Genomic DNA, 24,725 nt, shown 5'->3' with positions numbered 1-24,725 from the left:
GAATTATCTGCCTTTTCCCTTATGTTTACCCTGAGTTGAAGCTTGAGCTTTTACAAATAGCTCCCAAAACCCTTTCTTACCACCCTCTCTCTTTATTAGTTGTGCCAAACGCTGCATAAACCCACCACTCATCATAACCATTTTTGTCCATTGACCGACTGGCTTTGAAATGCCAACTATTTCTGGATCCTCTTTATAAACCTGTGTATCTTTTTGACTTTCGCACAGCATTTCCTGACGTTTCATCAGCTCTTTTTGCTTATTTTTTTGATATAACTCATTAAATTTTCTGTTTTCTTCCCTCTCTTCTTCAAGGACTTTTTTAGGAAATATGATTTTCCTAACCCAATCTCTGTATACTTTCCTAAAAAAGAGAAATGCTGTGGCTACAGCAAGTAATGTTATACTATATATAATGACTTGTCCAGGCTGCATCTTTCTTACTCAGCTTATTGCGAAGCTCCATCTATCATTATACCATAGCTATAGAATTTTGCAGTTTTTTATACGGGATGGGTGGTATAAAAGATAATATTTAAGAGACGATATTAGATTTCAGAACTTCTCTCTATTTCAAAAATTGCACAAATACCCAAACGAATGGGCTTGTGTGTAATGAGGTTTATTTCTATACTTCTTAAAAAATCATGGGAGGGTACCATAAATTGCTATAAAACTCACACGTGCAATGAACTGAGAAAGAACGATGTAGAAAAGGAAGTTACCCTCTCTGGGTGGCTATACCGTAAACGCGATCACGGTAACCTAATCTTTGTTGATTTAAGGGACTTCTATGGAATAACTCAGCTAGTATTCAATAATGACAAAGACTTTTTTGGTGAGATCTCAAATTTAAAGTCAGAGAGTGTGATTACTGTTACAGGAGTGGTCAAAGCTAGAACTGAAGCTACAATAAATAGCTCTATTTCAACAGGAGAAATTGAGGTTATGGTTGGCAACTTGCACGTTGAATCGGAAGTTGAGTTTCATCACGATGAAGAAATAGCGAAAGAAGAAAGGGGCATATTAGCGAGCATTGCCGGTGAGCAAGAATACCCAAAAAACATGAGATTTAAATATCGTTTTCTTGACTTAAGGCGAGAAAAAGCTCGCAACAATATTATTTTGCGTTCACGAGTCATTACGGAACTTCGCAAGCTCATGATAGAGCAAGGATTCTTGGAGATTCAAACTCCAATACTTACTGCTTCATCCCCTGAAGGTGCGCGTGATTATTTAGTGCCAAGCAGACTAAATCCTGGCAAATTCTATGCATTGCCACAAGCTCCGCAGATTTTTAAGCAGCTGCTCATGGTCTCAGGGTTTGATAAATATTTTCAAATTGCACCGTGTTTTCGTGATGAGGACGCAAGGGCTGATCGTTCTCCAGGAGAGTTTTACCAGCTAGATCTTGAAATGTCCTTTGTGGTTCAAGAGGATATATTTCAGGTTATTGAGTCTACTTTATATAAAGTATTCACTAAATTTTCTTGCAAATCAGTCGATAAAGGTTTTCCGCGCATTACATACAAAGAGGCAATGCTTAAATATGGCTCTGATAAGCCAGATTTGCGTAATCCACTATTAATCAGTGATGTTACAGAAATTTTCCGCGATTCAGGGTTCAATATTTTCAAAAGCAATATTGAGCTCGGTATGGTAGTGAGAGCTATCCCTGCTCCTAAAACAGCGGAAGAACCACGCAGCTTTTTTGATAAAAAGATAGAACATGTGCAAAAAGAATTCGGTGCTAAAGGTCTTGGATATATAACGTTTGATAAAGATGGTACCGCAAAAGGACCAGTTGCTAAATTTCTTGATGACAATAGGCTAAATTGCATAAGAGAAATAACGAATATAAAGCCTGGAGATAGCGTATTCTTCGCTTCTGATAAAGAGAATGGAGCAGCAGCAATTGCAGGGAAAGTACGTTCTCTTTTAGGATCAGAATTAGGTCTAATAGATGATAACGTCTTCAAGTTCTGTTGGATCATTGATTTTCCATATTTTGTATATGACGATAAAAGCAAAAAAATCGATTTCTTTCATAATCCGTTTTCTATGCCACATGGGGGTTTAAAAGATTTAGAGGAAAAAGATCCACTGGATATCTTTGCATACCAATATGATCTCGTTTGCAATGGGATAGAACTATCAAGCGGGGCAATTCGTAATAACAAACTAGATATCGTGTATAAGGCTTTTGCCATTGCAGGCTATAGCAAAGAAGAAGTTGACACAAAATTTGGTGCACTCGTCCGTGCATTCAGATTTGGGGTACCACCTCACGGCGGAATAGCACCAGGGGTTGACAGAATGGTTATGCTGCTTGCTGATGAGCCAAACATTCATGAAGTAGTCTGTTTCCCTATGAATCAACAGGGTGAAGATGTTCTAATGGGTGCTCCCTCCGAGGTAGACAATAAACATTTACGTGAACTGTCTTTGCAGGTCATTGAATGAAAAGTCTTATAGTGAGGGGTCTCGAGTAATGATATGCTAGTTATGTTAAGCTGAAAAGTCATGAATAACATCCGAAAAGCGATACTATCAGGCATAATCTGTAACATGATTGTGTGGTATGAATTAACTCTGTTTGGAGTTTTGGCACATATAATAAGAGATGTTTTTTTTTCATCAGAGAGCGATTACTTAAGCACAATTAAATTTCTTGGTACGTTTGCAGTTGGTTTTGGGTTTAGACCCTTCGGTGCATTTATTTTTGGCTACATTGGAGATAAGTATGGTAGAAGGAAAATCTTGCTGACTTCGGTAATATTATGTTCAATATCATCTACTGCAATTGCAGTTATACCAAGCTTTAAAGAAATAGGGATATTTTCTCCTATATTGCTTCTAGTTTGCAGAATAATACAAGGGGTGGCAGCAGGTGGGGAAACAAGCATCAACTCGGCCTTTTTAATAGAGCATTCAAGCGATAAAAAAAATCTAGGCTTTTTAGGTAGCATGAAAGCTTTTAGTGGCGCGCTTGGTTCTATTGTATGCTTTGTAATGATGGCTGTTTGCAGAAAATTTACAGGTGAAAACTATGAGATTTGGGGGTGGAGGTTGCTCTTCTACTTCTGCTCTATTATGGGAATAATAGGTTTTTTGATGAGATATATAATGGAAGAGGGTTTAGCGTACAAAACTCATGATCAAAATAAAAATTTATCTCGTTCTCCATTTCTAGAATTAATCAAAGACTATAAAAAAGCATTTGTGGTAGCAATTGGGCTTGGTATTGCCCAAAATGCAATCGTTTATACAGCAATTATGTTTTACAACATATCCGTAAAAGAACTTATCCTCTCAAGTATCGACATTAAAAATTTGGTAAGGATTATAGTTGAAGTTACATTTGGAGCGTCTGCAGTGCTATTGGCAATACTATCTGATAAGGTTGGAAGAGAAAACGTGATGATTCCTACATTAATATCTTTAGCTTGTGTTAGTTTACCGATGCTTTCGCTGTTATCATATGATAACCACTATATTGTAACGCTCGTTTTTCTATTGATAAGCGTACCGATAGGTGCATCTTTTGGAATATATAATTCTCTTGTTTGCGAGTTGTTTCCAACAAAGGTTAGATGTACAGGCTTCAGTTTAACTCACAGCATATCTGCAGGAATTTTTGGCGGTGTTTCTCCATCTGTATGCATGTGGCTTATGGAAAAAACTAAAACAAAGCATGCAGCAGGTGTTTATCTTACCGTATGTACATTGATTAGTTTAGTATCTGTATTGCAAATTAAAACAAGAGACAAAAAAATTGACTGGTGAAGTTTTTTCTTTCATATAGTAATATTTAAAGAGATTAGAAACTTTAAACAGTTAAAATTTTATAATTCTATATCTAGTAGCTTTACCTTCTCCAAGATGCTGTAAGTGTTTCATATCTAGTAGTTTTTTATAATTGCTTCTACTGTTCTTGAAGGAAATCCTAAAGCCTCTATAGCATCTTTTCTGCTAAATTCTTTACCTGTGAGGCCAAATGCCCACTCCCATAAGAGCAATTGCTTTTGCGATAATAAATGTTCAGTATTCTCTCTCAAAAATATAATGCGCCTCATTTGCCTGCGTTTTGAGCACGTTGAGAAAAAATATCAACCATGGGGGGAAATATCTTCTTTATTGCTTTTCCAGCTGCTTTGTGCTTTATTAAGCGCTAAATAGTAATCAAGTTTGTTGGTTTCAATTATCTTTTCATGTGATACATGGATACAAAATCATAACCCTGCTACAACAGCATTAAATTAGTTATCAATCTACTAGTTCTGCCATTTCCATCTTGAAAAGGGTGTATTGCTCCAGATACTCAAAAATAAAGTTAGCAACAATAATAAGAGGATGCTTAAATTTATTATTTAAAGACCAATGATACCAATTAATAAGTTCTTGTATTTCCTTTTTGACAAGATAAGAGGTGTGGGGTCAAAAATTGTACCAACCACATTTCCATTCTGATCTTTTGCCTCAACTCTATTAGGGCTTATTTTATATTCCCCCATATGGTATAAATCTTTATCGCTGTAGAGCAGCATCTGGTTATTAATGTGCAATATTGATGATTCACTAATAGGAATATCTGCATAATTATGGAATATCAATTTAAGTATTTCTGAGTAGCCAGCAATTTCTTGCTCATCTCTATTTTCAAATTTTTTGATACGTAGGTTTTTATATAGATTCTTAACTTCTTTAATGGTTAGACGATTCCCTTCAATACGATTAGAAGTACCAGAAGATGTAACAATAACTGAGTGGATTAATCTTTCAATAGTGTATGGTAGTAGTTTTTTGTTATTTGCCAGCTGTTTTTGATACTATCGATTACAGTAATTAATTCGTACACTTGCTCAACTATAGGTCCTTCTAGGTTGAGGCGTGTACTAAGACGAAAATTCTTCCAGTCAATATATTTATTTCACATACATGTTATGTGAAATAATGTGATAAGAGTCAACAGAGTCCGGAAAAGGAGGGATTCGAACCCCCGACATATTTTCATATGTGCACGCTTTCCAAGCGTGTGCTTTAGACCACTCAGCCACCTTTCCACACTACTTATAATATTGAAAATTGTGCTGTTGAACAAGTTTAACTATAGAAACCAGGTATATAGGGCTCACCACGAAAATTTACAGTATTGTTAAATTTGTTTTTACAAGTTGAAAATGTTTTATCGCAACCTGCAAGAATCGAATATTTATCTCCGGCAAGAGTTTGGTATGGGGGCGAAGTAAATAATGTGACTACTTTATTTTGATATTCTTTCAACTACACCTTCAAATGCTATGTGTGCTGCTAAGCCAAAGAATTTCACTGCTCCGTGCTTATAATATCCATCACTTTTAGTCAAGTTAGTGTCTTCAAGTCTTCTTTTGTCTATCACTTTAGTGATCGGTACTTATTCTACTAAACTTTTTGGCATCGGCTTTACACCTGTCATCGCAAAATTGTGCTCTGCATGCAGCAGAATATAATTCTGCTGTGCTTCCTCAAGCTTTGCCGAAAGTGCTCTAATTTCAACAATAAATCTCCCATTATTTAATGTTACTTTGCCAAGAGTTTCTGAATGCAGATTTATCCTTCCCTGGCTCAAATCCTTATAATTCACAAGAAATATTTCAATATTTGCAAAGTCGTACTTTCCTGACAGAACATCTTCTTCTTTAATATCATCACTATTTAATATCCCCTCGATTTCCAGATTATCAGTTTTTAAATCGCTGTTTAATATTATACTACTGGCTGTGAATCTACTTAAAGATTTAGAGTATATTATCAATATTTAAATCTTTGTCATAATCAGTGAATCCCATTACTTTTCCGTCGATAAGTGTTAATTTTCAGCACGTAGCAATGGTAAGTAACTCTCCAGCTAAATGATTTTTTAATGTGGTTTGCATATTTGCTTCCTGTCTAATCAGTTAAATTTGAAAAGCTATATAGCGAGTAACAAGAGTGTCATACGAGCAGCTGGCGCACGACTATACAAAATTTGTTTGAGAAGGTAGTGTGTTAAATGTTATAGACGGCTTTATCTAGAGTATAAGGGTGTCATTCCAGCACATGACACTGACCCCAGTTTTTATTATACGGTTGCCTAGTGTACTCATTTTCAGTTAAGTTTTCTGGATCCTAGTGTCCAGACACTAGGACGACAGGAAAGAGGTGTTGAAATGACACTCAGTGTTACTTGATTGACAAATAAACACTGTATATCATAAACAAGATACACACCACAGCTGTGGTGTGTATTATAGTCAATTAGAAAGAAAACTTTACCCCAGTAAGGAAGAGAACTCCCTGGTTAGAAGGTGCTGCTTCTTGACTATTTTTGTTTGTAATCTTATACTCTTTACCCTGTACCTCGTCAGTTTTAAAGTAATGAAGGGTTGCGTAAGGGACAAATTTGCTCCTACTGTAAGTAGGAGAGAGATCATATTGAGCACCAAGTGCAACATCGTGAAGTTTGTCCCCATCACTCATTTTACTGCCAAAATATGTCAAGCTTGTGTAGAGGTTCTCATATTGATAACCAGCACCCGCAGTCCAATACATGGTGTTCCTATCATCTCCTTCAAATTGGGCTTTCAGCCCTTTCAATCTTTCATCAGCCTTAGGAAGTTCATCATAACCAGTCTCTTTTAATTCTTTAATATCCTTCGGTTGACCGGATTTGCCCAAGTATGCAAAAGACGCAGCAAGCTTTATGCCTTGATCCTCATTAACCCTATAGTCAGCGCTTACACCAAAATTAACGCCCATCAGGTCATTGTATTCCACAAATTCCTTATAAGCATACTTAGTGCTGTCCGGCGTTTTCGCTTTACCATATTCGCCGACTGCAGCAGCTTTAACTTTTACATTATATTTATCAAAGTAATATTCATATGTTGCACCAGCACTTATTATGTGTTCATAGTCTGGACCTACATGCCTGATAGCTGAGTCCGCTGTACCATCATACAACATTTTATTTATAACTTTATCAAGGAATGCTCCTTCAACTGCAGTTTTAACACCAGCAACAGCAGCTCCTTCATCCATGAATTCATTTACAGCTTTTTTCAGGTCTTGAATAAGCTTTTCCTTATTACCACCTGCTCTGTCAAGATCTGACACCTTACCTATAAGTTGAGTTTTCATTTCATTTTGATTTTCAGGCTTTGCTACAGCAGTGATACCGTCAGGAACATCAGCTACCCCATACTTATTATATTTAACAGGAACAGTTATAGTAGCTACTTTAATTGCATCTAAGATTTTAACTGCCTCATTAAGAGCTGCTGCTTTTTGAGCTTGAGTAACATTAGTATCAAACGTCAAGGCAGTATTTTTGGTAACTAAACCATCAATTGCTGCATCTGTTGATTTATATTTTTTGTTACTAATTTCAACATCTTTATCAAATATACGCTTACTAGAATTAACAAATGCATTAGTGATATTATCAATTTCTGCTTTGAAAGGGCTAGCACTTGTACTATCGCTCACACTAAACAAATTACTCTCATAGCGAGGTGAATAGCTGATGCCAAATCTTGCACCCATATAATTTGGTAAGTAGTAAGCAACCTTAAACGGCAGTGTAGTCATAACGCCTTTGTTGTATTTTCCTGCCATGCGGAAAGAGAGTTTTTCACTTTCGCTTGAGAAACTTTCGGTGTAAAGACGTGGTGTTACATAAAATGGAAAGCTTGCAGCGCTTCCTTCTAAGTTCACTTTTCTGAACCAGTCGCTATCTGCAGCTCCGTCAGCGGTTGCAATTCTTGTTGCATCAAGTCTCATCAAAGCCTCAGGACCAAACTGATAACCAAGTTTCAAGTCACCATATTTTGAGTTTAAAAACACATGTGCACCCCTGCCTCTTGCAGCATTCGTACCTTGTGAAACTCCTTTGCCTTCCGTAACCGGAACATGGAGCTGCACATCAGCACCATAAAGAAGACCCAAATCTTCATTTTTATTTTCTGCTCTTAAGTGCAATATCGCATCTGCAATCATGCCCATGTTTTCGCTATAATCCCCGATATTTCCTGTTCCTTGAGGGAAGATTGGATTTGCTCCTTTCACTCGTTCCTTAAAAGCCGTATAATAATCTACCGATTTACCTGCCATAGTGTTATAGCGTTTATACTTTTCGTCGCTTGGCCCTACTTTACCATAACCTTGAGCATCAACAACACCACTAAAAGTTATCCTCAAGCCACTTTTCTCTTGATTGGTGTCGATAATGTCAACGCCACCAACTGAAACAACAGGACTTGCCTTACTTTTTTCCTCTATATTTTTGTTAACAGCCTTTACATTCTCTTTTGTATCATTAGCTTTAACTTTAGCACTCTTAGTTTTTGAACTTTCTACATTAGAGTTCTTGACGTTGAGGGTTTTTGCTTTTGAATCTTTTGTAAGTTTTGCTTTTTTCCCACTTGCTAGCTTTGCCTCTTCTTTCTTTTTCTTGACTGCTAGCTTTAGCTCCTCTTTTTTCTTAAGCTCTTCAGCTTTTTTTCTTGGATCAGCATTGCATATCCTGTCTATTTTCTCCTTCAGTCTTTTGTTTGATGTTTTCATAACTTCCATTTTTCCAGAAGTTTTTGTGCTCTCTTGCTTTTTTATACTTTCATCAGAAAAATCAACAGCAAAACTGCCGAAAGAACATAAAGTTAATAAAGAAGCTAGAGCAGTTCTAGTATAGGTAGATTTTTTCATGAAGTGCCCCCAAAAAATTTCGAAATCATTATCTTAAATGTCAATAGTATAAAAACGTTGACAATTCAACTTAAAGCAACCTTATAGCTAAAACAAAAGTAAAATGCAATACCTCAAAAGAAACTTTTTCGATATACTCTATATGCACATTAACTAAAATTTAGCACAGAGATTCGTGTTTTCTATTTGTCTATGTATATAACCCCATTATCCATTTAATGGAAGTAAAATTTTTCTATGGTCAAGTGATAAAATACTTTCAATACTTACTAATAGCATACAATAATTATTAGCAACAATATAGATTTATAGTATAGTTAGGTAAAATTGTTCGGCTTGTAATAGGTTGAAGTATTTAAGGTTTTTAGTTTCTTACGCAATTGGTTTGGTATCGCAAGCGCCAGTGTGAGTGATGTGAGTTCAAAGCTAGATGACGTTAAACAATCAAGTTCTTCCTTGGTAGATAATAGTGAATGTGGGGGGATAGAAGAAGACGATGAATTGAAATCCTTGAGAATTATGAGTTTATAAATCCTCGTCATCCAGGTGAGATACATTCTTTGCCTTCTTCTTGCCAGATAGATGAAAGTATTGTAAAAATTGCAGGGTTTAATAAAGAAAAATTATTGAAAATGAGTAATTTTTGTAAGATAAGCTATGGCGATGATGATAAATTAGATGAAAAAAGGTATAATGTATTAACTTGTAAAAATGAAGTACTAAATGAGAAGGGTTTTATAGTTATTGAGGCCGGTGGGAGAATGCACAAAGAAATTAATCCTTCTGCTGAGGATATTAGTTTTGAATTAGAAAAAATGTATAAAACTGGAGCTGAATTTGACAGCAAAGGTTATAAAATTATTCCATTCAGTAGTAGCTTTGAAGGTAATGCTGGTCATGTCTTCATAAAAAGTAAACGAATAACAATAGCTTACCACGGCACTCGTTAGAAATATTGCCTGTTTAGTTTAAATGAAGTAATCACTGATCTAAATGCGTCTTTTACTATCTCAGAACTTTTACCTGAAGGTGGAAGAGTTCATCGTGGTTTTTATAATTCATTTACAAGTTTATGGTCTAATCTTTATGGCATTTTAGAATCTCATGCTGAAGAACAAGGATTAGAAATTAAAGATTTTAAAATTAATCTTACAGGTCATAGTATAGTGGAGAGCTATTGTTAAAATAGCTACCTTATGCCTCAATAGAACAGAGGGTGCTAAAGATGTTCATGTTGTAACTTTTGGCGACCCAAGAGTTTTTGACCTTACTGCCAGTAAAATTTATAATGACGCTCTTCAGGAAACAACTATAAGGGTACTCAACACATACAAGATCCAATGCCAGCAGTGTTACCTAGTTCATTTGGTTATGCTCATGTGGGTGCACAACTAAGAATATCAGTACCGAAAGGATATGCTATTTATAAAATAGATGATTATTACGAGGATATCTATAGGACAGATGAAAATGATTTCCGGTCAAATAATGATGTATCTCTCTTTACTATCCTGTTAGGATATTAAATCGAATTAACTCTGCAATTTTAGGTAACGCTCAATATTATGCTGCCAGTTTAAGAAGTTATATTTTCGGTGAGTCAAATTTTTTTGAAGAGGTGAAAAGTAAATATTAAAATTCCTTTCAGGCTAAACAAGTGGAAGATAGTTACGAAAATACTTCTCAGATTGAGCAAATAAAAGTTGAATCATGTAAAAATGTCTTATCTGTTATAATGAGCGCACTGGGCGGTTAACAATATGGGGCGTTGACATTTAAATAGTGGTAAAATAATTCTTGAGGAATGGTTTGAAAAGTTACATTGTCGTGTCCTGTGAGGTAGAACTCACTGTTTGCATCTGTTGTCGTATATTCTTTATTAATTTTAGAGGGGTTATAAGTGCGATACCCCTTTCCTTCGTAGTAATCGCAACGCTTGAACTGGCTGTTTCTATCGAAACAGCCAAAATTCATCAATTAATGTAGCCGCTTTCCTACCTTTTTTGCTATTTGTTAGTTCGAATATGGTAGCTTGATAATGATCTGTGGAGCCTGGTTCAGCAGATCCTTCTGTAATAAAAAACGATGGCCGATAACTAAATAACTTGCCGAGGTTAGGGTACTGATGAATTTGTATTCATCCGAAACATTTAAATACTGAGGATCATATTTTTTATGTCCAAATAATTCATTACCAGGTACGTTACAAAAAGTCAGCTTATAGTCATCACTACCAAATTTAACAACCTTTAAAAAATTGAAATTCCTGGGAATAACTACCTCCTCCTTCGTAACATGGTTACGCATGACCAATTGATCATTGAGCATGTAGTAACCTATTTTTGGTAGAGTAGCTATGACCTTGTCATTCAAGGCAATATTTCCTTCATAGATGTTATCCGATAACTTTTCTCCTTTCTATAAAGTAAAGTTCTGCTTTGCATTTTCAGACTGAATTAAATCTATTGTTTCTAACTCTGCCACATTTGGTTTGTATTGATACTGATAGTCATTATATGCTGAAGACGATTTCCATTTTGGTCTAATATATAGACAGTCCTAGAACAATCTGTATCATCGTCTTCTGTTGTAAAATAAAGTCCACCTATTTTCTTTTTGATCTTTTGTAATACTGGATCATTTTCATCATAAAAATTAATGAAGTTTAGTGCTCCGTTTAACTCACTTTCATCATCCTTATAAAGTAATAAATTGATATAAAAAGATCTGTACTACCTTCTATACCTCCACATGAAATTAATGCTCCACTTAATTTAGATATAATATCATCTTTGCCTTTACCCATAATGGCTTCTTGTTCTATAAGAAGATCCTTTTTATCTTCACTATCTTTTTCATATAAAACTATGTTATTATTTTTCCGCTTTAATCTTCGATCATTAGTATTTTCTATTTCCACCGTACCATTATTGTGTGAATGGATAGTTTACTTGTTGTTACGATGCTCTAATCTGTAATATGCAGTAGGATGTTTGACCAGCTTCTTATAGAACGGGTCTTTATTATCTATTTTTAATGTATATTTGTCCCATACTATTTATACCCAAATTTACTTTAACAGTTTTTGTTATCTTGAATAGCCAATAACCTTCTGATTAGTGGCATTTAGGCTCCTTGGAGGAATTACATCACTCATAAAACTCCTTGGCCGTTCGTTATTTATTGCTGTTTTCTCAATATTAACAAAACATCTTTGCTATTTATTGCTTTCTAATGTTCTTTCCATACTATATTTAAAACAGCCAGAAATTTATCAGTTTGTTTATAGTTTGGACAAGCTTCTTTTGCAGATGAGTACAAAATCCTTGGTATTTTTGAATACCGACCCTTTGCTTATGTGTTGGACTATAGCTGATCGTACTAATGCAAAGTTAAAACTTAAGTTTTTGAACAGCATGCTAGATTTAGCCTCTGCGTATTTTCATACTTCCTCAAACTCTTTTGTAATGCGTAACGCATAACCTGGCGCTTCTAATGAAGATGCAGGCTGGTCTACTGGGAGATATACTTTGACCTGTGATTTTTCTTATAAATACATCTAACAGCGAAAGTGTGCCACTTATATCAATACCTTGAGTTGTTATAGCTTTGGAAGGTTGAGAGTTGTTGGAACCTATTGCAGTTTTGAAAGAAAATACAGGCTGGAAAACCCCTGTAATAGCACCTACAATAGTATTAGCAAAAACATTTATCCATGAAGTTGGCCTATTTGCTCCACTTGTCACTGGTCGATTTTTTAATTTCTTTCTTCTATCTAGATGCAAGACAGACCGGATTTGCGTTGTTTGTTTCACACAATATATTTTTCTCTCTATTATAAAGTTCTTTCGTATCTTTACGAAAAGTGTCAGCATTGTTAGCTGATTGTAATACTCGCCCTGCAAATCTTCTGGTAGAATTGCTTGAAGTTTTAGCTTTTTTTGTTAAATTCACCACTTCAGCGTGTAATCCTATAACTTCTTCTTTAACGCTTTAGCTTCTTTGTTGAAATTTTCAGAAGTATTTTTAGCTACCTCTTCTGCTTTTTGATCACCCTGGATTTCAATTTCTGTTTTATTTATCTCACGCAAAAATTGATTAGCCACTGTAGCGTCTATTCCATCCTCTCCCTTTAGCCCTGGTTCAACTTTAAGACCTGTGTCTCCTTGGTTGCCTTTTTGTCCAGGGGTTTTTGGTGCTCCAGTTTCACCTTTGTCACCTTTAGGACTAATATTTCTTTTGTCGTCTTGAGGACCTATTGGGCCTTAATCGCCTTTATCTACTTTGCAAACCTTGTTCATTTTTGAGGCACGTATCTCCTGAGCACCTTTTGGCCCAGGAAGTCCTGGCATACCTTCAAATCCCGGTTCTCCGGTATCTCCCTTTAGCCTAGGCAAACCGTCTGAATCTATAAGACCTGGGTAACCTCTTGGTCTAGGAAGTCCAGGCACTTCTACCACTGGTGGGCTACTTTTTAACATTTCAATTCTTTGTTCTAAAGATCTAACTTCTCTTTCTAATTCTATAAATCCTCTAAGGTCCGCCACATCAACCTCTAAAAAGCTATCAAAATTTTCTAAGTTATAGTAGTAAGGATATAAACCTGAATTATGATCATATTTATACCCAAAAGAATCAGGCTTTAACCCATAAAAGTTTCTGTACTTGCTATTTTCATCTGATATGCAGCCGATGTAATTATTACCTAACTTTTCGTTGTGAAATAGCTATCTTTCGCTTTCAAGCTCTCTGTTTCATAAATCTGTTTCATAAAAAGGGAATAGTTTGAAATTAACATCTCTCCTGTCAAATACCTGGACAACATTGTTCAGTATACCAACCTTACTAACAGTATAATCATGTAGTTCAACGCTCTTATAAGCTTTGTGTACAAATCGCGATTCTTTAAAAAAGTTCTCTCCAGCTCGTATCTTAAGCCTATTATCAGGTGAAGTTTTAAGATTTTCTAGAATAAGACTTATATTTTGACTGCTGGTTATATCTTTTGGATCTATTAAAACTTTACTACTTTCAGGTGGCTTAAATTCTATAGAACATGTATCATAATCATATACACGAACGTCTTGACCACATGTGAAATTCTGAGGTATACAACCGATAGTTTCTATATTGTTATCAATTGTACGATTAGAGCTTTTACCATAGTAATAATAGTAAGGTTCATCTGAGCTAGTAATTAAAATTAACTTGTAATCATTTCCCACTCTTTCAAGTTTTAATCGTAGCCTTTGAGAAAAATCATTTAGTACCTTCTCTACTCCATAACTATGGTCAGTCACAATAAGATGCTCACCTCTAAGATCATTAATGACAACTTAAGATATAGCAGGTAAACTAAGTGTTATTTCGCTATTTACTCTTAACTTTAGCAATTGTTACATAACGATTTGTGTTTTTACGGGTACCACCTGCAGGGACATCCTCCTTTTCTAGTTCAAAGCGCATTTTACCTCCCTTTGCAGTCTATATTTTTAGATGTAGTTAATTTACAAACATTAATTATTTGTTGATAATGATGTATAAGTAATTCCAAGATTATGGATAGTACTGTAACACTTAAAATGAGCCACATTGTTAATGCATATAGTAGACTTTTAACTTCTATAGTCAGAGGGGAAGGGGTATATCTTTTTGGTAAAGATGGTAAAAAATATTTAGATTTTGCTGCGGGTATTTCTACAGCTTCCTTAGGACACTGTCATCCGTACGTTACAGGTAAACTGAAAGAGCAATTGGGTTCATTGTGGCACTGCTCTAATATTTTTACTATTCCTGAGCAAGAAAGGCTTGCTGAGCGTTTAACAGCACTTACTTTTGCAGATAAAGTTTTTTTCTGCTCAAGCGGGCTTGAAGCAACAGAAGCTGCGATTAAATTTATTCGCCGTTATTTTTATTCGCAAGGCCAAGGAAGGCGTAATCGCATCATTACAATTGAAGGAGGGTTTCATGGCCGCAGTATTGCTGCAATTTCCGCTGGAGGAAACGAGAAATCGCGCGAAGGTTTTGCTCCACTCCTTCCTGGCTTTGATAAAGTGCCAAGAAATGATATCAAAGCACTAGAGGAAAAAATCAGTGATGAAACAGCCGCTGTGTTTTTAGAGCCCATACAAAGTGAGGGAGGAGTTTATACACTAGATGTAAAATACCTTCAAAAAGTAAGAGAAATAACAAAAGCTCAAGGAATGATCTTATGCTTTGATGAAGTGCAATGTGGATATGGACGTATTGGTTCTTTATTTCATTATCAAAATATAGGAATCGAACCTGACATGTTAACTTGCGCGAAGGCTATCGGCAACGGATTTCCCCTAGCTGCATGTTTAGTAAGAGATTATATAGCAGAAGCGATTACTCCAGGAACTCATGGATCAACTTATGGTGGTAATCCACTTGCTATGACTGTTGGTAATGCAGTACTTGATGTAATGCTCGAAGAAGGCTTTTTTGGTCATGTTAGAAGGGTTAGTAAATGTCTAAAAGAAAAACTGCTGCCTTTAGCTGAAGAATTTCCGGAGATAATCTCAGAAATTCGTGGAGAGGGTTTATTAATAGGAATAGAGCTTAAGGTACCTTTTGCTGATAAAATTGTTGGCCAATCTCTTGACAAAGGGTTAATAATGACTAGAGTTTTAAATAATGTAGTTATAAGAATAACCCCTCCACTTATTGTTGAGGATAAACATGTGAGTATAGCGTGTGATATACTCTATAAATTATTTCTTAAGATTTAAGATGTATAAATATTTTAGACGTATAAAACCTGGCCATATGAAACTTCAAAAATGCTTCTTGTGACATATAAAATTAGCTCTGTTTTTTATTACAATAACATCATACTTTAATGGATTGGTTATTGATTTCAATATTGTCAATAATTTTTGTTTTATTGGTTTTATCGTTTTTATTTTCAGGGGCAGAAATAGGTTTAACCTCAATTAGCCGCTCTCAAGTTAATAAGCTAAAGCTAGACGGTAACAAAAGAGCCAAGGTAATAGATCACTTATTAAATAAAAAAGAATTAACAATAGGGACAATGTTGCTTAGCAACACGATTATTAACATTACTTGCTCCGCTTTATTTACAGCAATATTTATAAATTTCTTTGGAAGTGAAGGTATCTTTCTCTCAACAATTATAATGACATTTTGTATTTTGCTGTTTTGCGAGGTGTTACCAAAAACTTATGCCATGCAAAACCCTGAAAAATTTACATCATTTTCTGCTTATTTTGTACTGTTTTTTGTCAAGATTTTTTCTCCATTGACGTTAGGCATTCAGTTTATTGTTAATCTTATTCTAAAGTTATGTGGACTTCATAAGAATAGGGAAGTAATATCTGCAGCAGATGCGATGCGTAATATGATTACTCTTCATCGCAGTGAAGGAACCATGTTACAACAGGATTTGGATATGCTAAGCAGCATACTTGATTTAGCTGAGACAGAAATATCAGAAATTATGACCCATAGGAGAAACCTATTTTCTCTTGATATAGATCGAAATAAAGAAGAATTGATAAGAGGAATTTTAACCAGCAGTCACAGTAGAGTACCTTTATGGCAGAAAGAACCAGATAACATTATTGGAGTAATTCACGTAAAAAATCTAATAAATGCCCTGCGTGAAAAGGATAATAGAATAGAAGAAGTTGACATTGCCCAAGTTATGTCAAAGCCTTGGTTTATACCAGAAAGTACGCCGCTCAGCGTGCAACTACATAACTTCCGTCGAAACAGGAAACACCTTGCGTTTGTTGTTGATGAATATGGAACATTACAGGGGATTGTAACACTTGAGGATATACTGGAGGAAATAGTTGGAGAAATTTCCGATGAGCATGATTTGATCACGGAGAATTTTATAAAAAAAATATCTGATAATGTGTATCGCATAGAAGGCAAATCCACTATTAGGGACATTAACAGACAGTTACACTGGGATCTTCCTGATGAAGAGGCTACAACTCTGGCAGGTATGGTGGTAAATGAGATAGAGCGCATTCCTGACGAAGGCGAAGAATTTTCCATGTATGGTTTTCACTTCAAGATTTTAAAAAAAGATAAAAATGTTATTACTGTTATTGAAGTACAAGTAAAAATTGATAATACTATGGCAGCAATTAATTAGTTGGGTTTTATGGAAGATACAGTAAAAATAACGGCTGAGGAGTTAAAGAGCTACATAGAGAGGATTGAAGAACTTGAACAAGAAAAGAAGGATGTGCAGGATCATATTCGTGATGTGTATGCAAAAGCTGCAGATGAAGGTTGGGATACAAAAGTGATGAAACAAATTATCAGGCTAAGGAAGATGGATGATGATGACAGAGAAGAACAAGAAATGTTGCTTGATAACTATAAACGTGTGTTGGGAATGAGTGACGAAGAAGACTAAGTGAATAGCAGAATTGTAGTTGGAATAAGTGGAGCGTCTGGTTCTATTTACGGTGTGCGTATTTTAGAAGTGTTAAAAGGTGCTGATTACGAAACTCATTTAGTGATAAGCCGTGCTGGAAAAATAACCCTAGCTCATGAAGTTACAGAAAGACTTGAAGGTATTATATCACTTGCAGATTTTTACTATTCTGAGGAAAAAATAGGAGAAAGGATAGCAAGTGGCTCATTTAAAACTTTAGGGATGATTATCGCTCCATGTTCTATGAAGACAATGTCTGAAATCTCATCAGGTGTTACTTCCAATCTGTTAGCAAGAGCTGCAGATGTAACGCTAAAAGAAAGAAGAAAATTAGTTCTTATGGTGCGAGAGTCACCATTGCATCTTGGGCATCTACAAAATATGTTAAAACTAACAGAGATGGGAACAATTATTGCTCCACCGTTGCCTGCTTTCTATATTAAACCAAAATCGTTGGATGATATTATAAATCATTCTATTGGCAAAGTATTGGATTTGTTTGATATCAAATTACCTGATTTCAAAGAATGGCAAGGAGCATAGCAAGTGGCAATTATCATTGACGGTAAAAAAATAGCAAATGACCTGTGCAAGAAGTTATCACAGAAGATTAATATTTTAAAGGTAGAGCACAACATTTTTCCTTGCCTTAAAGTAATTCTTGTGGGCAGCAATCCAGCAAGTCAAGTCTATGTTCGCAATAAACAAAAAAAAGCAGAATCGGTAGGCATAAATTCCGAGACTGTTGTTTTTTCTGATAATCTTTCAGAAGACGAATTAATTGAAAAAATTAGTGAATTAAATAAAGAACGATTTGTGCATGGCATTTTAGTGCAATTGCCTTTACCAAATCACATCAGTGCAAGTAGGGTAATTAACACAGTAAGTGTTGAAAAAGACGTAGATGGCTTTCATGATGAAAACGTTGGCAGATTAGTTAAAGGTGAAAGGAATTGCCTTATACCTTGTACTCCTAAAGGTTCTTTGGATTTGATTAAGTTGGTTGAAAGTAATCTTTCAGGTAAAAATGCAGTTGTAATCGGCAGGTCAAACATCGTCGGTAAGCCAATGTTTCACCTATTGTTGCAAGAAAACTGCACTGTTACCATCTTGCATTCGCAAAGTAAAGATTTAGCTGAATATTGCTCTAAAGCGGATATAGTAGTTGCAGCAGTTGGAAAGCCAAATTTTGTTCAAAAAAACTGGATAAAGGAAGGTGCAATAGTGATTGACGTTGGCATAAATAGTGTAAATATAGGAGGGAAACCAAAGCTTGTGGGTGATGTTGACTTTGATGGAGTAAAAGAAAAAGTCAAAGCTATTACGCCAGTACCGGGAGGCGTTGGCCCAATGACTATTGCATTTTTGATGATAAATACTGTTATTGCTGCTTGCTTACAGGGGAAAGTTGATGCTTATGATTTCGTGAGCTCAGGCCTATAGTTGCAGTAATGTGGTTAGGTAGGATGAAAGTTATTAAAATGACAGGGTTGAAAGGATGGTTGATGACAATTTTTCTTTTTCTGTACTCAAGCACAATTTTCTGTAGTGATTGTAATTTTAATTTACCATACTGCGGGCTCAGTTGTAACCTAGATCTGTCATATAAAAATTTAAGTAATATAAAAAAATTGTTGAATAATGGTGATAAATTTGTTGCACTTACATTTGATGATGGGCCATCTGACAATAGAGCAGGCGACATTATTAGTGTTCTGGAAAACTATAAAGCAAAAGCAACATTTTTTCTTCTTGGTGAACGTATAAATAAAAAAACGTCTGAGATAGTGAAGAAAATCTATAATGCGGGTCATGAATTAGGCAATCACTCTTGTTCGCATAGAAAATTGACGTTACTTGCAAGTGAAGAACAATTGCAAGAGCTGGAAAAGACAAATATGGCAATTAAAAATGCAGCAGAACAGGATGTAAAATGGTTTCGTCCACCGTATGGATGTTATGATGATAATTTGATCGAAAATACTAATCGATTGAATATGTATTCAATATTATGGACAGTTGATTCTCTAGATTGGCAGGGTGATAAACCAGAGATCTTGATTGAAAGAGTTGTAAGTAACATCCATAATGGAGCAATTATATTGTTCCATGATCACAACAATAAGTCAGGTACAGTTGAGGCTTTGCCTCAGATTATTAAAATACTAAGAAAATTAGGTTACGAGTTTGTTACCTTAAGTGAGTGGGAAGGAAGGGTTTGTAATATAGTAAAAGCCAAAGGTATACCGATAGAAGAGGAGGGAGAAGTACATTTTAAAGGAATTCTATGTGGACAAAGAACAAAGTCTTTAACCGCAGAGCATTTATATTAGGTGGTATTCAGCTCACTATTTCCGCTATTTTTAGTTATAGGTTATATAATTTACAAATACGAGACAGACAAAAGTACGAAGCGCTATCTAATAGTAATAGGATACGAGTCGCCATTATTATACCTAAGCGGGGCAGAATTTTAGATAGGAATGGCGTTGAGCTTGCGGTAAACAAAATTTCGTATGTTGTTTTATTTGATGGGCAGAAAACTCCTGGTAAGGAAGTTAATTTGCGAACATTGTCAGAAATTGAATCTAAGATAGCAAAATCGTTAAAAACAAAAATAACCGCTCTTTATAGACGTTACTACCCATTTGGTTCAATGTGTTCTCATATACTCGGATATACAAAGAAACAGCAAGGTATAAGCGAGGCAGGAGTAAGTGGCATTGAGTATACATACGATCATATATTAAAAGGTGAGCCAGGAAAATCTGAGCAGGAAGTAAATTCTAAGAAGCATGTTATGAGAGAATTGTTGAACATACCGCAGCAAGACGGGCAAGATATGCGGTTGACAATTGATATTAATCTGCAAGAGAAAGTTGCAGAGGTATTTAAAAACCACACAGGCTCCGTAACGATAGTTGATGTAAATAATGGAGAAATTTTAGCGTTATATAATTCACCTTCTTACGATAATAATCTTTTTACTAGCAGTTTATCAAATGAGACTTGGGAGAGTTTAAATGCTCCTTCATTACCGCTTGTGAATCGCGCATTATCGTATCAAATTCCACCTGGTTCGATATTTAAAGTAATAGTTGCGCTTGCAGGTTTAAAGGACGGAATAATCGAGCCAGAAGAAAAGTTCTTGTGTAGGGGCTATATGAAAATAGGTGAGCGTAAATTTCGTTGCTTGAAAAGCAAAGTCCATGGATATGTATCTTTAAATGAAGCAATGGCCTTCTCATGTAACACTTACTTTTATAATGTAGGAAAAAAAATAGATGTAGACTCTCTAGTAGAAATGGCCAAAAAATTTGGTATTGGAAGTGGGCCGCTAATTGGAACTTTTAAGGAAGAAGCCCCAGGTTTGTTGCCTGATAGAGATTGGCGCACACAAAAGCTATATTCAGAATGGTATTTAGGTGACACTGTCAACTTGGTTATAGGGCAAGGGTATGTGCTTACAACACCACTGCAGCTTGCGGTTCTTGCAGCAAGGATTGCAACAGGAAAAGAAGTGATTCCCCACATTGAAATGAGTAAAACAATACAAGATTTTTCTGATATTGTTGTAGATTATGAGCATCTTAGTATAGTTCGAAAAGCTATGTTTGACGTGGTAAATTCCAGAATTAATATTGAATCAACCTATAGAAAAGGGCTCAGTTTTCCAAGCGGCATACAAATTGCTGGCAAGACCGGTACACCGGAAATAAATTCTAAGGGTGAAAGTCATAAATTATTTATCGCTTATGGTCCTTACCATAACCCGCGTTACGCAATCTCTGTGTTCATAGAGCGCGGCAAAGCTCGACGCCAAGATGTTGCCGTGGCTAGTGAGATACTGCGGTATATGCTTGAAAAGTGACTCTATGTAGCTTTAGCAAGGAGAAGCCCGCCTAGGTCTGCTGATTTACAAACGAGTTCTAAAGCTCCTTTTGTAAAAAAAGAAAGTAGACTTTTTGCATAAGCCACAACTTTCATTTAATGAAACGAAAAACTACTTGACAAACCTTGCCAGTCGCCTCTCAATGGTATTGAAGCTCTATTATTTAACTTCCCAATCTGAATAGATTAAAACGACAAGAAAACTTGTATTTGGCGTACTATTGTTTAATTTTTTGCACTGTGTGCACCGTATGTCTTTATAAAATCTGGGTTTTTATCTATACAGGCTGAAACGTGCTTATAAAGCGTTCAAGACATCACCCAACGTCAAATTTTAAAATAAAGAGTAGAATAACTAGCTAAAACGTGTTTTTTTTGTCTTTTTTTTCTGCTTGGTAAATTTCATAAGCATTGAAGCTGAGGTTAGTTGCAGTTTAAAAGTAACTAGATTGCAGTGCTTAAGACTTAAAAAACGCCAATACTAAAAATAGATATTAACCTTGACTTACTTTGCCTTTTTTTTATTTGGTAAATTTCTTAAATTTCATAGTTAACCAGTGCCACGCTACTTGGATGACACCCTCTTGGTGAAGATTGTTTTCAAATCACAATGTTCGTACAGTTGTGTGTCACACACTGAAATGACAAAAAAGATGGTGTGAGTAGGCAGCACTGTAGGTTGTCATATAAGTAGCTTGACTACTTGAATCCAGAAGTTTTTTTGCATTAAATTAAATTTAACTATACTATAGAACAACCACTAATCATCATCTCCAGATATAGAGCCAATTTTTTTGCCTCCAGGAGAAAATTTATTAGTCCAACTGCTTTGTACTTTGTTTACATCTTTAAAAACAGTTTTATTGCTATATTCCTTTATTTCCTTATCTATTCTATCCATTATTTTTGGCTCCAGGCGGCTCTTTTTCCATTGGTCAGTAGCAAGAAATACTTTGTTTAATCTTGAGTGCGAATTAAGTATTCTTTGTCTTTAGGGTAAACCTCTTGTGCCCAAGCAAATAGCTCAAAGTAGCGTGCAAATAATTCGGATGCACGTGATTTTGCAGTTTGGTAAGCTTGTATCTCCTTAAATATAACTTGACTGATAATTTTCTGTACAAGAATATTTGCTTGCTTCAGGTTCCACTCAATGTCCTGATAAACTTTATGGGAAAACTACTGCTCTAGGCTCAAGCCAAGTTCATTTTCAACCATATGTGAAAGTTCATGTGCTATAATGTACGGATTTGACCTTTTTTAGCACGATAACATACCTATTTACACGGAAAATTGAATTGTCTTACATACTCCTGCTTCTGTATCCGCTAACCCCTCTTGATATACTTCAAACAAGAGCCTATTTTGTTTTATTAGTGATAAAGTAAGGTTTAACGTGCTCCTAAACTTTTCAAATTGATAAAGATATCCGATATATCGCGTTACATTTTCACTATTTCCTACCTGAGTCGCCTGTTTTATTAAAATTCTTGGTGAGCATACCCTACTACTTAAAAGAGTTTTTTTATACTCAAAAATTGACCTGCTATAAAGTATTTTTAGAAAATCTCATGTAAATATAGCTAATTAAGGCTTCTAGCTATATATCATCAAGAATAGCGTGATTAACTTCGACCTTATACTTTGACTCTAGATAGCTAATTAATTGCTCTTTTAGCGATATCATCACGCGTTTTCCAGTATCAAATGTATTTAATTTGCCACTTGATGGATACATTTCTTTTAAAATGCCTATTATAATTTCATTATTATCTTGAATAAGATCTGTCACTGCATCAGTCGTTTTCATATTAAAAATCTCTTCTATAAAAGAAAAAGGGTAATTTTGTTGGGCAGCTTCATCGCGGCGTATCTGCTGACCTTTAATTAGTTCCACACCTTGAGTTTTCTCAAAATCTACTTTTTCTTTTAGTTGAGCTGCAACTTCTTTTCCAATTTTAAGCATTTGCTCTTTTTTAAACCCATTACGCCAAAAATCTACCACTGATGCTTTGCTTTCCTCAAAACTTTGTAGCTTAGGTGGAATAATATCAACAATCTTTACACTAACAACGGCATTCCCAATGCCCTTAAAATAACCTTTCTGATCTTTTTCTCGCGAAAAGATGAAGGAAATCAAATCATTAGAGTTTTCCACACTATTACCGCTTTGATCTTTCCCATTAGCATCTACTGGACCAACAGTTTGTATAGGCAAATTGTATTCACTGGATATTCCTTCGATTGTTGCACCATTGTATATCTTATAATTGACTTGATTTATGAAATCGTTGACTTTCTCAAAGGACTTTTGGTTGGTTAAAACTGATTTTATATCCTTTTTTAAATTAGCTAGGTTTTCATCAGAGATTTGATGTAAATTTTCCACTTTTATTATATGCCAACCAAAACTGCTTACTAAAACTTCGCTTACTTCACCTGCTTCGAGAGCAAATACCTTTTCTCTCATGTTCTCTGGTAGAAAATCCTTGGTTATATTATTTATTCTGATTTCCTCAAGTTTTGTTTTACCAAATTTTTCTATCATCTGTTCAAAGCTTATTTTGCCCTCTTCAAACGCTTTTCTTGCTGTTTCAGCCTCTTCTTTAGTATGAAATATTAGATTAAATATATCTCTTTGTTCTTTGAGTTCCTGTTGTTCTATTATATTGTCAACCTCTTCACTTGAGACCTGAATTTGATCTTCAAAATATTTTTGGCTTAAGGAAATATACTGTGCAGTTCGATATTCAGGATAATAAAAATGAGATTGATTTTTTTCATACAAGTCAAATAAGGTTTGATCATCTGGTTCAGGGATATTTGTAACTGCATCTTGGGTTATTTTCACAATATCAACTACTCTGGTTTGGTGACGATTTTTATATATTTGCTCATCAATTTTCTCGCCAAAAGTCACTGGATAATTATCCTTGAATAATGAAGTTATAAACATCATTGCAGGCAGGATTTTCTCTAGCTTTGCTATATATTCTTCTTCTGTCATATACAGACTATTTAACGTCTCATAAAATTTCTCTTTGTCAAATTCTCCTTTATCGTTTTGAAAGTACTTAGTATTTTTAATGTGGTCTTTTATAGACTCTTCCCCAACTACCAATCCCAGATCACTAATTAGGTTAAACAATAGTTTTTGCTCTATAAGTGAATTAAGTAAATCATACTTCAATCCTTTCACCTGTCCTTCACTAACATCAGATCCAGAAACCTGCTTTCCATAATTTTGGTATAACGATCTATATTCATCGAGTGTTATAACTTCCTTTCCAACTCTGGCTACTTCTTCTGTTTTGTTATTATCTGATAGAAGGTTACCAACTCCCATAAAGATTAATAAACAAGCTAAAATGACAACGGTCACTTTAGTGAAAAAATTTTTAGCACCCATAAACAAAAAAGTTAATTAGCTGTTAATTACAGAATAATGATAATTTAGCTCTTGTAAACCTGTTGATTAATTAGCTGCCATATAAAATATCTTAATATATAAGTTTATAATTTAACTCCTTCTTAAGTAGGAATATACACTTAATGAAGTTATTATGCTTGAAAAGGGAAAATATTTTTTTAGTCACTCGAAACTAAGTCTGGATGCTCAACTAGCTTGGAAGGTTAAAAACAGAAGAGTTGTTTGGTGACAAAATTAATGCTTTTTTAA

28 protein-coding genes, 1 tRNA gene and 1 pseudogene are annotated in these 24,725 nt (G+C 35.1%); 13 read left to right on the top strand and 17 right to left on the bottom strand.

Features of this window, described 5'->3' with window-relative positions; genetic code table 11:
* Window positions 1–3 precede the first annotated feature (3 nt).
* Complete coding sequence (locus QUS22_RS02710; protein WP_289513454.1) at window positions 4–435, bottom strand: hypothetical protein; 432 nt, start codon at window positions 433–435, stop codon at window positions 4–6.
* A 225-nt stretch (window positions 436–660) separates the two neighbouring features.
* Here QUS22_RS02710 and aspS point away from each other — a divergent pair, with 225 nt between their 5' ends.
* Together aspS and QUS22_RS02700 are read left to right on the top strand one after the other, a co-directional pair.
* Window positions 661–2,463: an aspartate--tRNA ligase gene (gene aspS / locus QUS22_RS02705; RefSeq protein WP_289513525.1), complete on the top strand. Its 1,803-nt coding sequence runs from the start codon at window positions 661–663 to the stop codon at window positions 2,461–2,463.
* A gap of 60 nt (window positions 2,464–2,523) precedes the next feature.
* Window positions 2,524–3,786: an MFS transporter gene (locus QUS22_RS02700; RefSeq protein WP_289513453.1), complete on the top strand. Its 1,263-nt coding sequence runs from the start codon at window positions 2,524–2,526 to the stop codon at window positions 3,784–3,786.
* Window positions 3,787–3,902: 116 nt separating this feature from the next.
* Here QUS22_RS02700 and QUS22_RS02695 read toward each other — a convergent pair whose 3' ends face one another.
* From QUS22_RS02695 to QUS22_RS02660, 8 genes are all read right to left on the bottom strand, one after another.
* Window positions 3,903–4,076, bottom strand: a complete 174-nt coding sequence (locus QUS22_RS02695; protein WP_289513452.1) for a hypothetical protein — start codon at window positions 4,074–4,076, stop codon at window positions 3,903–3,905.
* A gap of 167 nt (window positions 4,077–4,243) precedes the next feature.
* A complete protein-coding gene (locus QUS22_RS02690) occupies window positions 4,244–4,309 on the bottom strand; it encodes a Fic family protein (protein WP_289513524.1) in 66 nt (21 codons plus the stop codon).
* A 61-nt stretch (window positions 4,310–4,370) separates the two neighbouring features.
* On the bottom strand, window positions 4,371–4,613 hold the full coding sequence (locus QUS22_RS02685; protein WP_289513451.1) for a hypothetical protein: 243 nt from the start codon (window positions 4,611–4,613) through the stop codon (window positions 4,371–4,373).
* A gap of 363 nt (window positions 4,614–4,976) precedes the next feature.
* Window positions 4,977–5,063, bottom strand: a tRNA-Ser gene (locus QUS22_RS02680).
* Between the two features lie 40 nt (window positions 5,064–5,103).
* Entirely contained in the window at window positions 5,104–5,283 is a 180-nt protein-coding gene (locus QUS22_RS05620) for a phage BR0599 family protein (protein ID WP_289513450.1), read from the bottom strand.
* The gene (locus tag QUS22_RS05615; protein ID WP_289513449.1) at window positions 5,264–5,398 is read right to left on the bottom strand and encodes a hypothetical protein; all 135 of its coding nucleotides are present in this window, start codon (window positions 5,396–5,398) and stop codon (window positions 5,264–5,266) included. Before QUS22_RS05615 ends, QUS22_RS05620 begins: the two co-directional genes overlap by 20 nt.
* Before the next feature lie 15 nt (window positions 5,399–5,413).
* A complete protein-coding gene (locus QUS22_RS05610) occupies window positions 5,414–5,794 on the bottom strand; it encodes a baseplate hub domain-containing protein (RefSeq protein WP_289513448.1) in 381 nt (126 codons plus the stop codon).
* A gap of 482 nt (window positions 5,795–6,276) precedes the next feature.
* Window positions 6,277–8,721: a WD0745 family porin gene (locus QUS22_RS02660; protein ID WP_289513447.1), complete on the bottom strand. Its 2,445-nt coding sequence runs from the start codon at window positions 8,719–8,721 to the stop codon at window positions 6,277–6,279.
* Window positions 8,722–9,126: 405 nt separating this feature from the next.
* On the opposite strand from QUS22_RS02660, the gene QUS22_RS02655 reads away from it, so the two are divergent.
* The 4 genes from QUS22_RS02655 to QUS22_RS02640 are packed head-to-tail and all read left to right on the top strand — an operon-like array spanning window position 9,127 to window position 10,116.
* Window positions 9,127–9,252: a hypothetical protein gene (locus tag QUS22_RS02655; RefSeq protein WP_289513446.1), complete on the top strand. Its 126-nt coding sequence runs from the start codon at window positions 9,127–9,129 to the stop codon at window positions 9,250–9,252.
* 29 nt (window positions 9,253–9,281) lie between these two features.
* Window positions 9,282–9,671, top strand: a complete 390-nt coding sequence (locus tag QUS22_RS02650; RefSeq protein WP_289513445.1) for a hypothetical protein — start codon at window positions 9,282–9,284, stop codon at window positions 9,669–9,671.
* 9 nt (window positions 9,672–9,680) lie between these two features.
* Window positions 9,681–9,905 (top strand): lipase family protein, encoded by a 225-nt coding sequence (locus tag QUS22_RS02645; RefSeq protein WP_353477727.1) that lies wholly within the window; start codon window positions 9,681–9,683, stop codon window positions 9,903–9,905.
* Window positions 9,898–10,116 carry an alpha/beta hydrolase family protein gene (locus QUS22_RS02640; protein WP_353477726.1) on the top strand — a complete coding sequence of 73 codons (219 nt, stop codon included), beginning with the start codon at window positions 9,898–9,900 and terminating at the stop codon, window positions 10,114–10,116. Before QUS22_RS02645 ends, QUS22_RS02640 begins: the two co-directional genes overlap by 8 nt.
* Before the next feature lie 618 nt (window positions 10,117–10,734).
* Here the strand turns inward: QUS22_RS02640 and QUS22_RS02635 are convergent.
* From QUS22_RS02635 to QUS22_RS02610, 6 genes are all read right to left on the bottom strand, one after another.
* Entirely contained in the window at window positions 10,735–11,049 is a 315-nt protein-coding gene (locus QUS22_RS02635) for a hypothetical protein (protein WP_289513444.1), read from the bottom strand.
* Between the two features lie 349 nt (window positions 11,050–11,398).
* Window positions 11,399–11,641: a hypothetical protein gene (locus tag QUS22_RS02630; RefSeq protein WP_289513443.1), complete on the bottom strand. Its 243-nt coding sequence runs from the start codon at window positions 11,639–11,641 to the stop codon at window positions 11,399–11,401.
* Between the two features lie 532 nt (window positions 11,642–12,173).
* Window positions 12,174–12,596 (bottom strand): hypothetical protein, encoded by a 423-nt coding sequence (locus QUS22_RS02625; protein WP_289513442.1) that lies wholly within the window; start codon window positions 12,594–12,596, stop codon window positions 12,174–12,176.
* Window positions 12,597–12,692: 96 nt separating this feature from the next.
* Window positions 12,693–12,827: a hypothetical protein gene (locus QUS22_RS02620; protein WP_289513441.1), complete on the bottom strand. Its 135-nt coding sequence runs from the start codon at window positions 12,825–12,827 to the stop codon at window positions 12,693–12,695.
* A gap of 159 nt (window positions 12,828–12,986) precedes the next feature.
* Window positions 12,987–13,268, bottom strand: a complete 282-nt coding sequence (locus tag QUS22_RS02615) for a collagen-like triple helix repeat-containing protein (RefSeq protein WP_289513440.1) — start codon at window positions 13,266–13,268, stop codon at window positions 12,987–12,989.
* 207 nt (window positions 13,269–13,475) lie between these two features.
* Window positions 13,476–14,021 (bottom strand): hypothetical protein, encoded by a 546-nt coding sequence (locus QUS22_RS02610; RefSeq protein ID WP_289513439.1) that lies wholly within the window; start codon window positions 14,019–14,021, stop codon window positions 13,476–13,478.
* 282 nt (window positions 14,022–14,303) lie between these two features.
* Here QUS22_RS02610 and QUS22_RS02605 point away from each other — a divergent pair, with 282 nt between their 5' ends.
* The 7 genes from QUS22_RS02605 to QUS22_RS02575 all read left to right on the top strand — a co-directional run bounded on the left by QUS22_RS02605 (window position 14,304) and on the right by QUS22_RS02575 (window position 21,029).
* The gene (locus tag QUS22_RS02605) at window positions 14,304–15,473 is read left to right on the top strand and encodes an aspartate aminotransferase family protein (RefSeq protein ID WP_353477725.1); all 1,170 of its coding nucleotides are present in this window, start codon (window positions 14,304–14,306) and stop codon (window positions 15,471–15,473) included.
* Window positions 15,474–15,583: 110 nt separating this feature from the next.
* Entirely contained in the window at window positions 15,584–16,870 is a 1,287-nt protein-coding gene (locus QUS22_RS02600; RefSeq protein ID WP_289513437.1) for an HlyC/CorC family transporter, read from the top strand.
* A gap of 9 nt (window positions 16,871–16,879) precedes the next feature.
* Entirely contained in the window at window positions 16,880–17,137 is a 258-nt protein-coding gene (locus tag QUS22_RS02595) for a DUF2312 domain-containing protein (RefSeq protein ID WP_289513436.1), read from the top strand.
* On the top strand, window positions 17,138–17,701 hold the full coding sequence (locus QUS22_RS02590; protein ID WP_289513435.1) for a UbiX family flavin prenyltransferase: 564 nt from the start codon (window positions 17,138–17,140) through the stop codon (window positions 17,699–17,701).
* Window positions 17,702–17,704: 3 nt separating this feature from the next.
* Window positions 17,705–18,601 carry a bifunctional methylenetetrahydrofolate dehydrogenase/methenyltetrahydrofolate cyclohydrolase FolD gene (gene folD, locus QUS22_RS02585; protein WP_289513434.1) on the top strand — a complete coding sequence of 299 codons (897 nt, stop codon included), beginning with the start codon at window positions 17,705–17,707 and terminating at the stop codon, window positions 18,599–18,601.
* Window positions 18,602–18,639: 38 nt separating this feature from the next.
* Entirely contained in the window at window positions 18,640–19,491 is an 852-nt protein-coding gene (locus QUS22_RS02580) for a polysaccharide deacetylase family protein (RefSeq protein WP_289513433.1), read from the top strand.
* Window positions 19,446–21,029 carry a penicillin-binding transpeptidase domain-containing protein gene (locus QUS22_RS02575; protein WP_289513432.1) on the top strand — a complete coding sequence of 528 codons (1,584 nt, stop codon included), beginning with the start codon at window positions 19,446–19,448 and terminating at the stop codon, window positions 21,027–21,029. The genes QUS22_RS02580 and QUS22_RS02575 overlap by 46 nt, the downstream gene beginning before the upstream one ends.
* A 780-nt stretch (window positions 21,030–21,809) precedes the next feature.
* On the opposite strand, the pseudogene QUS22_RS05650 reads toward QUS22_RS02575, so the two are convergent.
* Both QUS22_RS05650 and QUS22_RS02565 read right to left on the bottom strand, forming a co-directional pair.
* A pseudogene (locus tag QUS22_RS05650) lies at window positions 21,810–22,585 on the bottom strand (WD_0702 family putative metalloprotease).
* A gap of 61 nt (window positions 22,586–22,646) precedes the next feature.
* A complete protein-coding gene (locus QUS22_RS02565; protein ID WP_289513430.1) occupies window positions 22,647–24,455 on the bottom strand; it encodes a peptidylprolyl isomerase in 1,809 nt (602 codons plus the stop codon).
* Window positions 24,456–24,725: the final 270 nt, after the last annotated feature.

The organism is Wolbachia pipientis (assembly GCF_030373985.1).
GTDB classification, from domain to species: Bacteria; Pseudomonadota; Alphaproteobacteria; order Rickettsiales; family Anaplasmataceae; genus Wolbachia; species Wolbachia pipientis_D.
Note: the sequence above shows the minus strand (reverse complement) of the source record. Positions and strands in the feature narration are given on the sequence as shown.

What these genes read in the sequence shown, in the direction of transcription:
- QUS22_RS02580 (WP_289513433.1), top strand. Translation starts at nt 18,640, where the DNA reads ATGACAGGGTTGAAAGGATGGTTGATGACAATTTTTCTTTTTCTGTAC.
- QUS22_RS02575 (WP_289513432.1), top strand. Translation starts at nt 19,446, where the DNA reads ATGTGGACAAAGAACAAAGTCTTTAACCGCAGAGCATTTATATTAGGT.
- QUS22_RS02565 (WP_289513430.1), bottom strand. Translation starts at nt 24,455, where the DNA reads ATGGGTGCTAAAAATTTTTTCACTAAAGTGACCGTTGTCATTTTAGCT.
- QUS22_RS02595 (WP_289513436.1), top strand. Translation starts at nt 16,880, where the DNA reads ATGGAAGATACAGTAAAAATAACGGCTGAGGAGTTAAAGAGCTACATA.
- QUS22_RS02605 (WP_353477725.1), top strand. Translation starts at nt 14,304, where the DNA reads ATGAGCCACATTGTTAATGCATATAGTAGACTTTTAACTTCTATAGTC.
- QUS22_RS02700 (WP_289513453.1), top strand. Translation starts at nt 2,524, where the DNA reads ATGAATAACATCCGAAAAGCGATACTATCAGGCATAATCTGTAACATG.
- QUS22_RS02625 (WP_289513442.1), bottom strand. Translation starts at nt 12,596, where the DNA reads ATGCTGACACTTTTCGTAAAGATACGAAAGAACTTTATAATAGAGAGA.
- QUS22_RS02695 (WP_289513452.1), bottom strand. Translation starts at nt 4,076, where the DNA reads ATGAGGCGCATTATATTTTTGAGAGAGAATACTGAACATTTATTATCG.
- QUS22_RS02635 (WP_289513444.1), bottom strand. Translation starts at nt 11,049, where the DNA reads ATGCTCAATGATCAATTGGTCATGCGTAACCATGTTACGAAGGAGGAG.
- QUS22_RS02710 (WP_289513454.1), bottom strand. Translation starts at nt 435, where the DNA reads ATGCAGCCTGGACAAGTCATTATATATAGTATAACATTACTTGCTGTA.
- QUS22_RS02660 (WP_289513447.1), bottom strand. Translation starts at nt 8,721, where the DNA reads ATGAAAAAATCTACCTATACTAGAACTGCTCTAGCTTCTTTATTAACT.
- QUS22_RS02600 (WP_289513437.1), top strand. Translation starts at nt 15,584, where the DNA reads ATGGATTGGTTATTGATTTCAATATTGTCAATAATTTTTGTTTTATTG.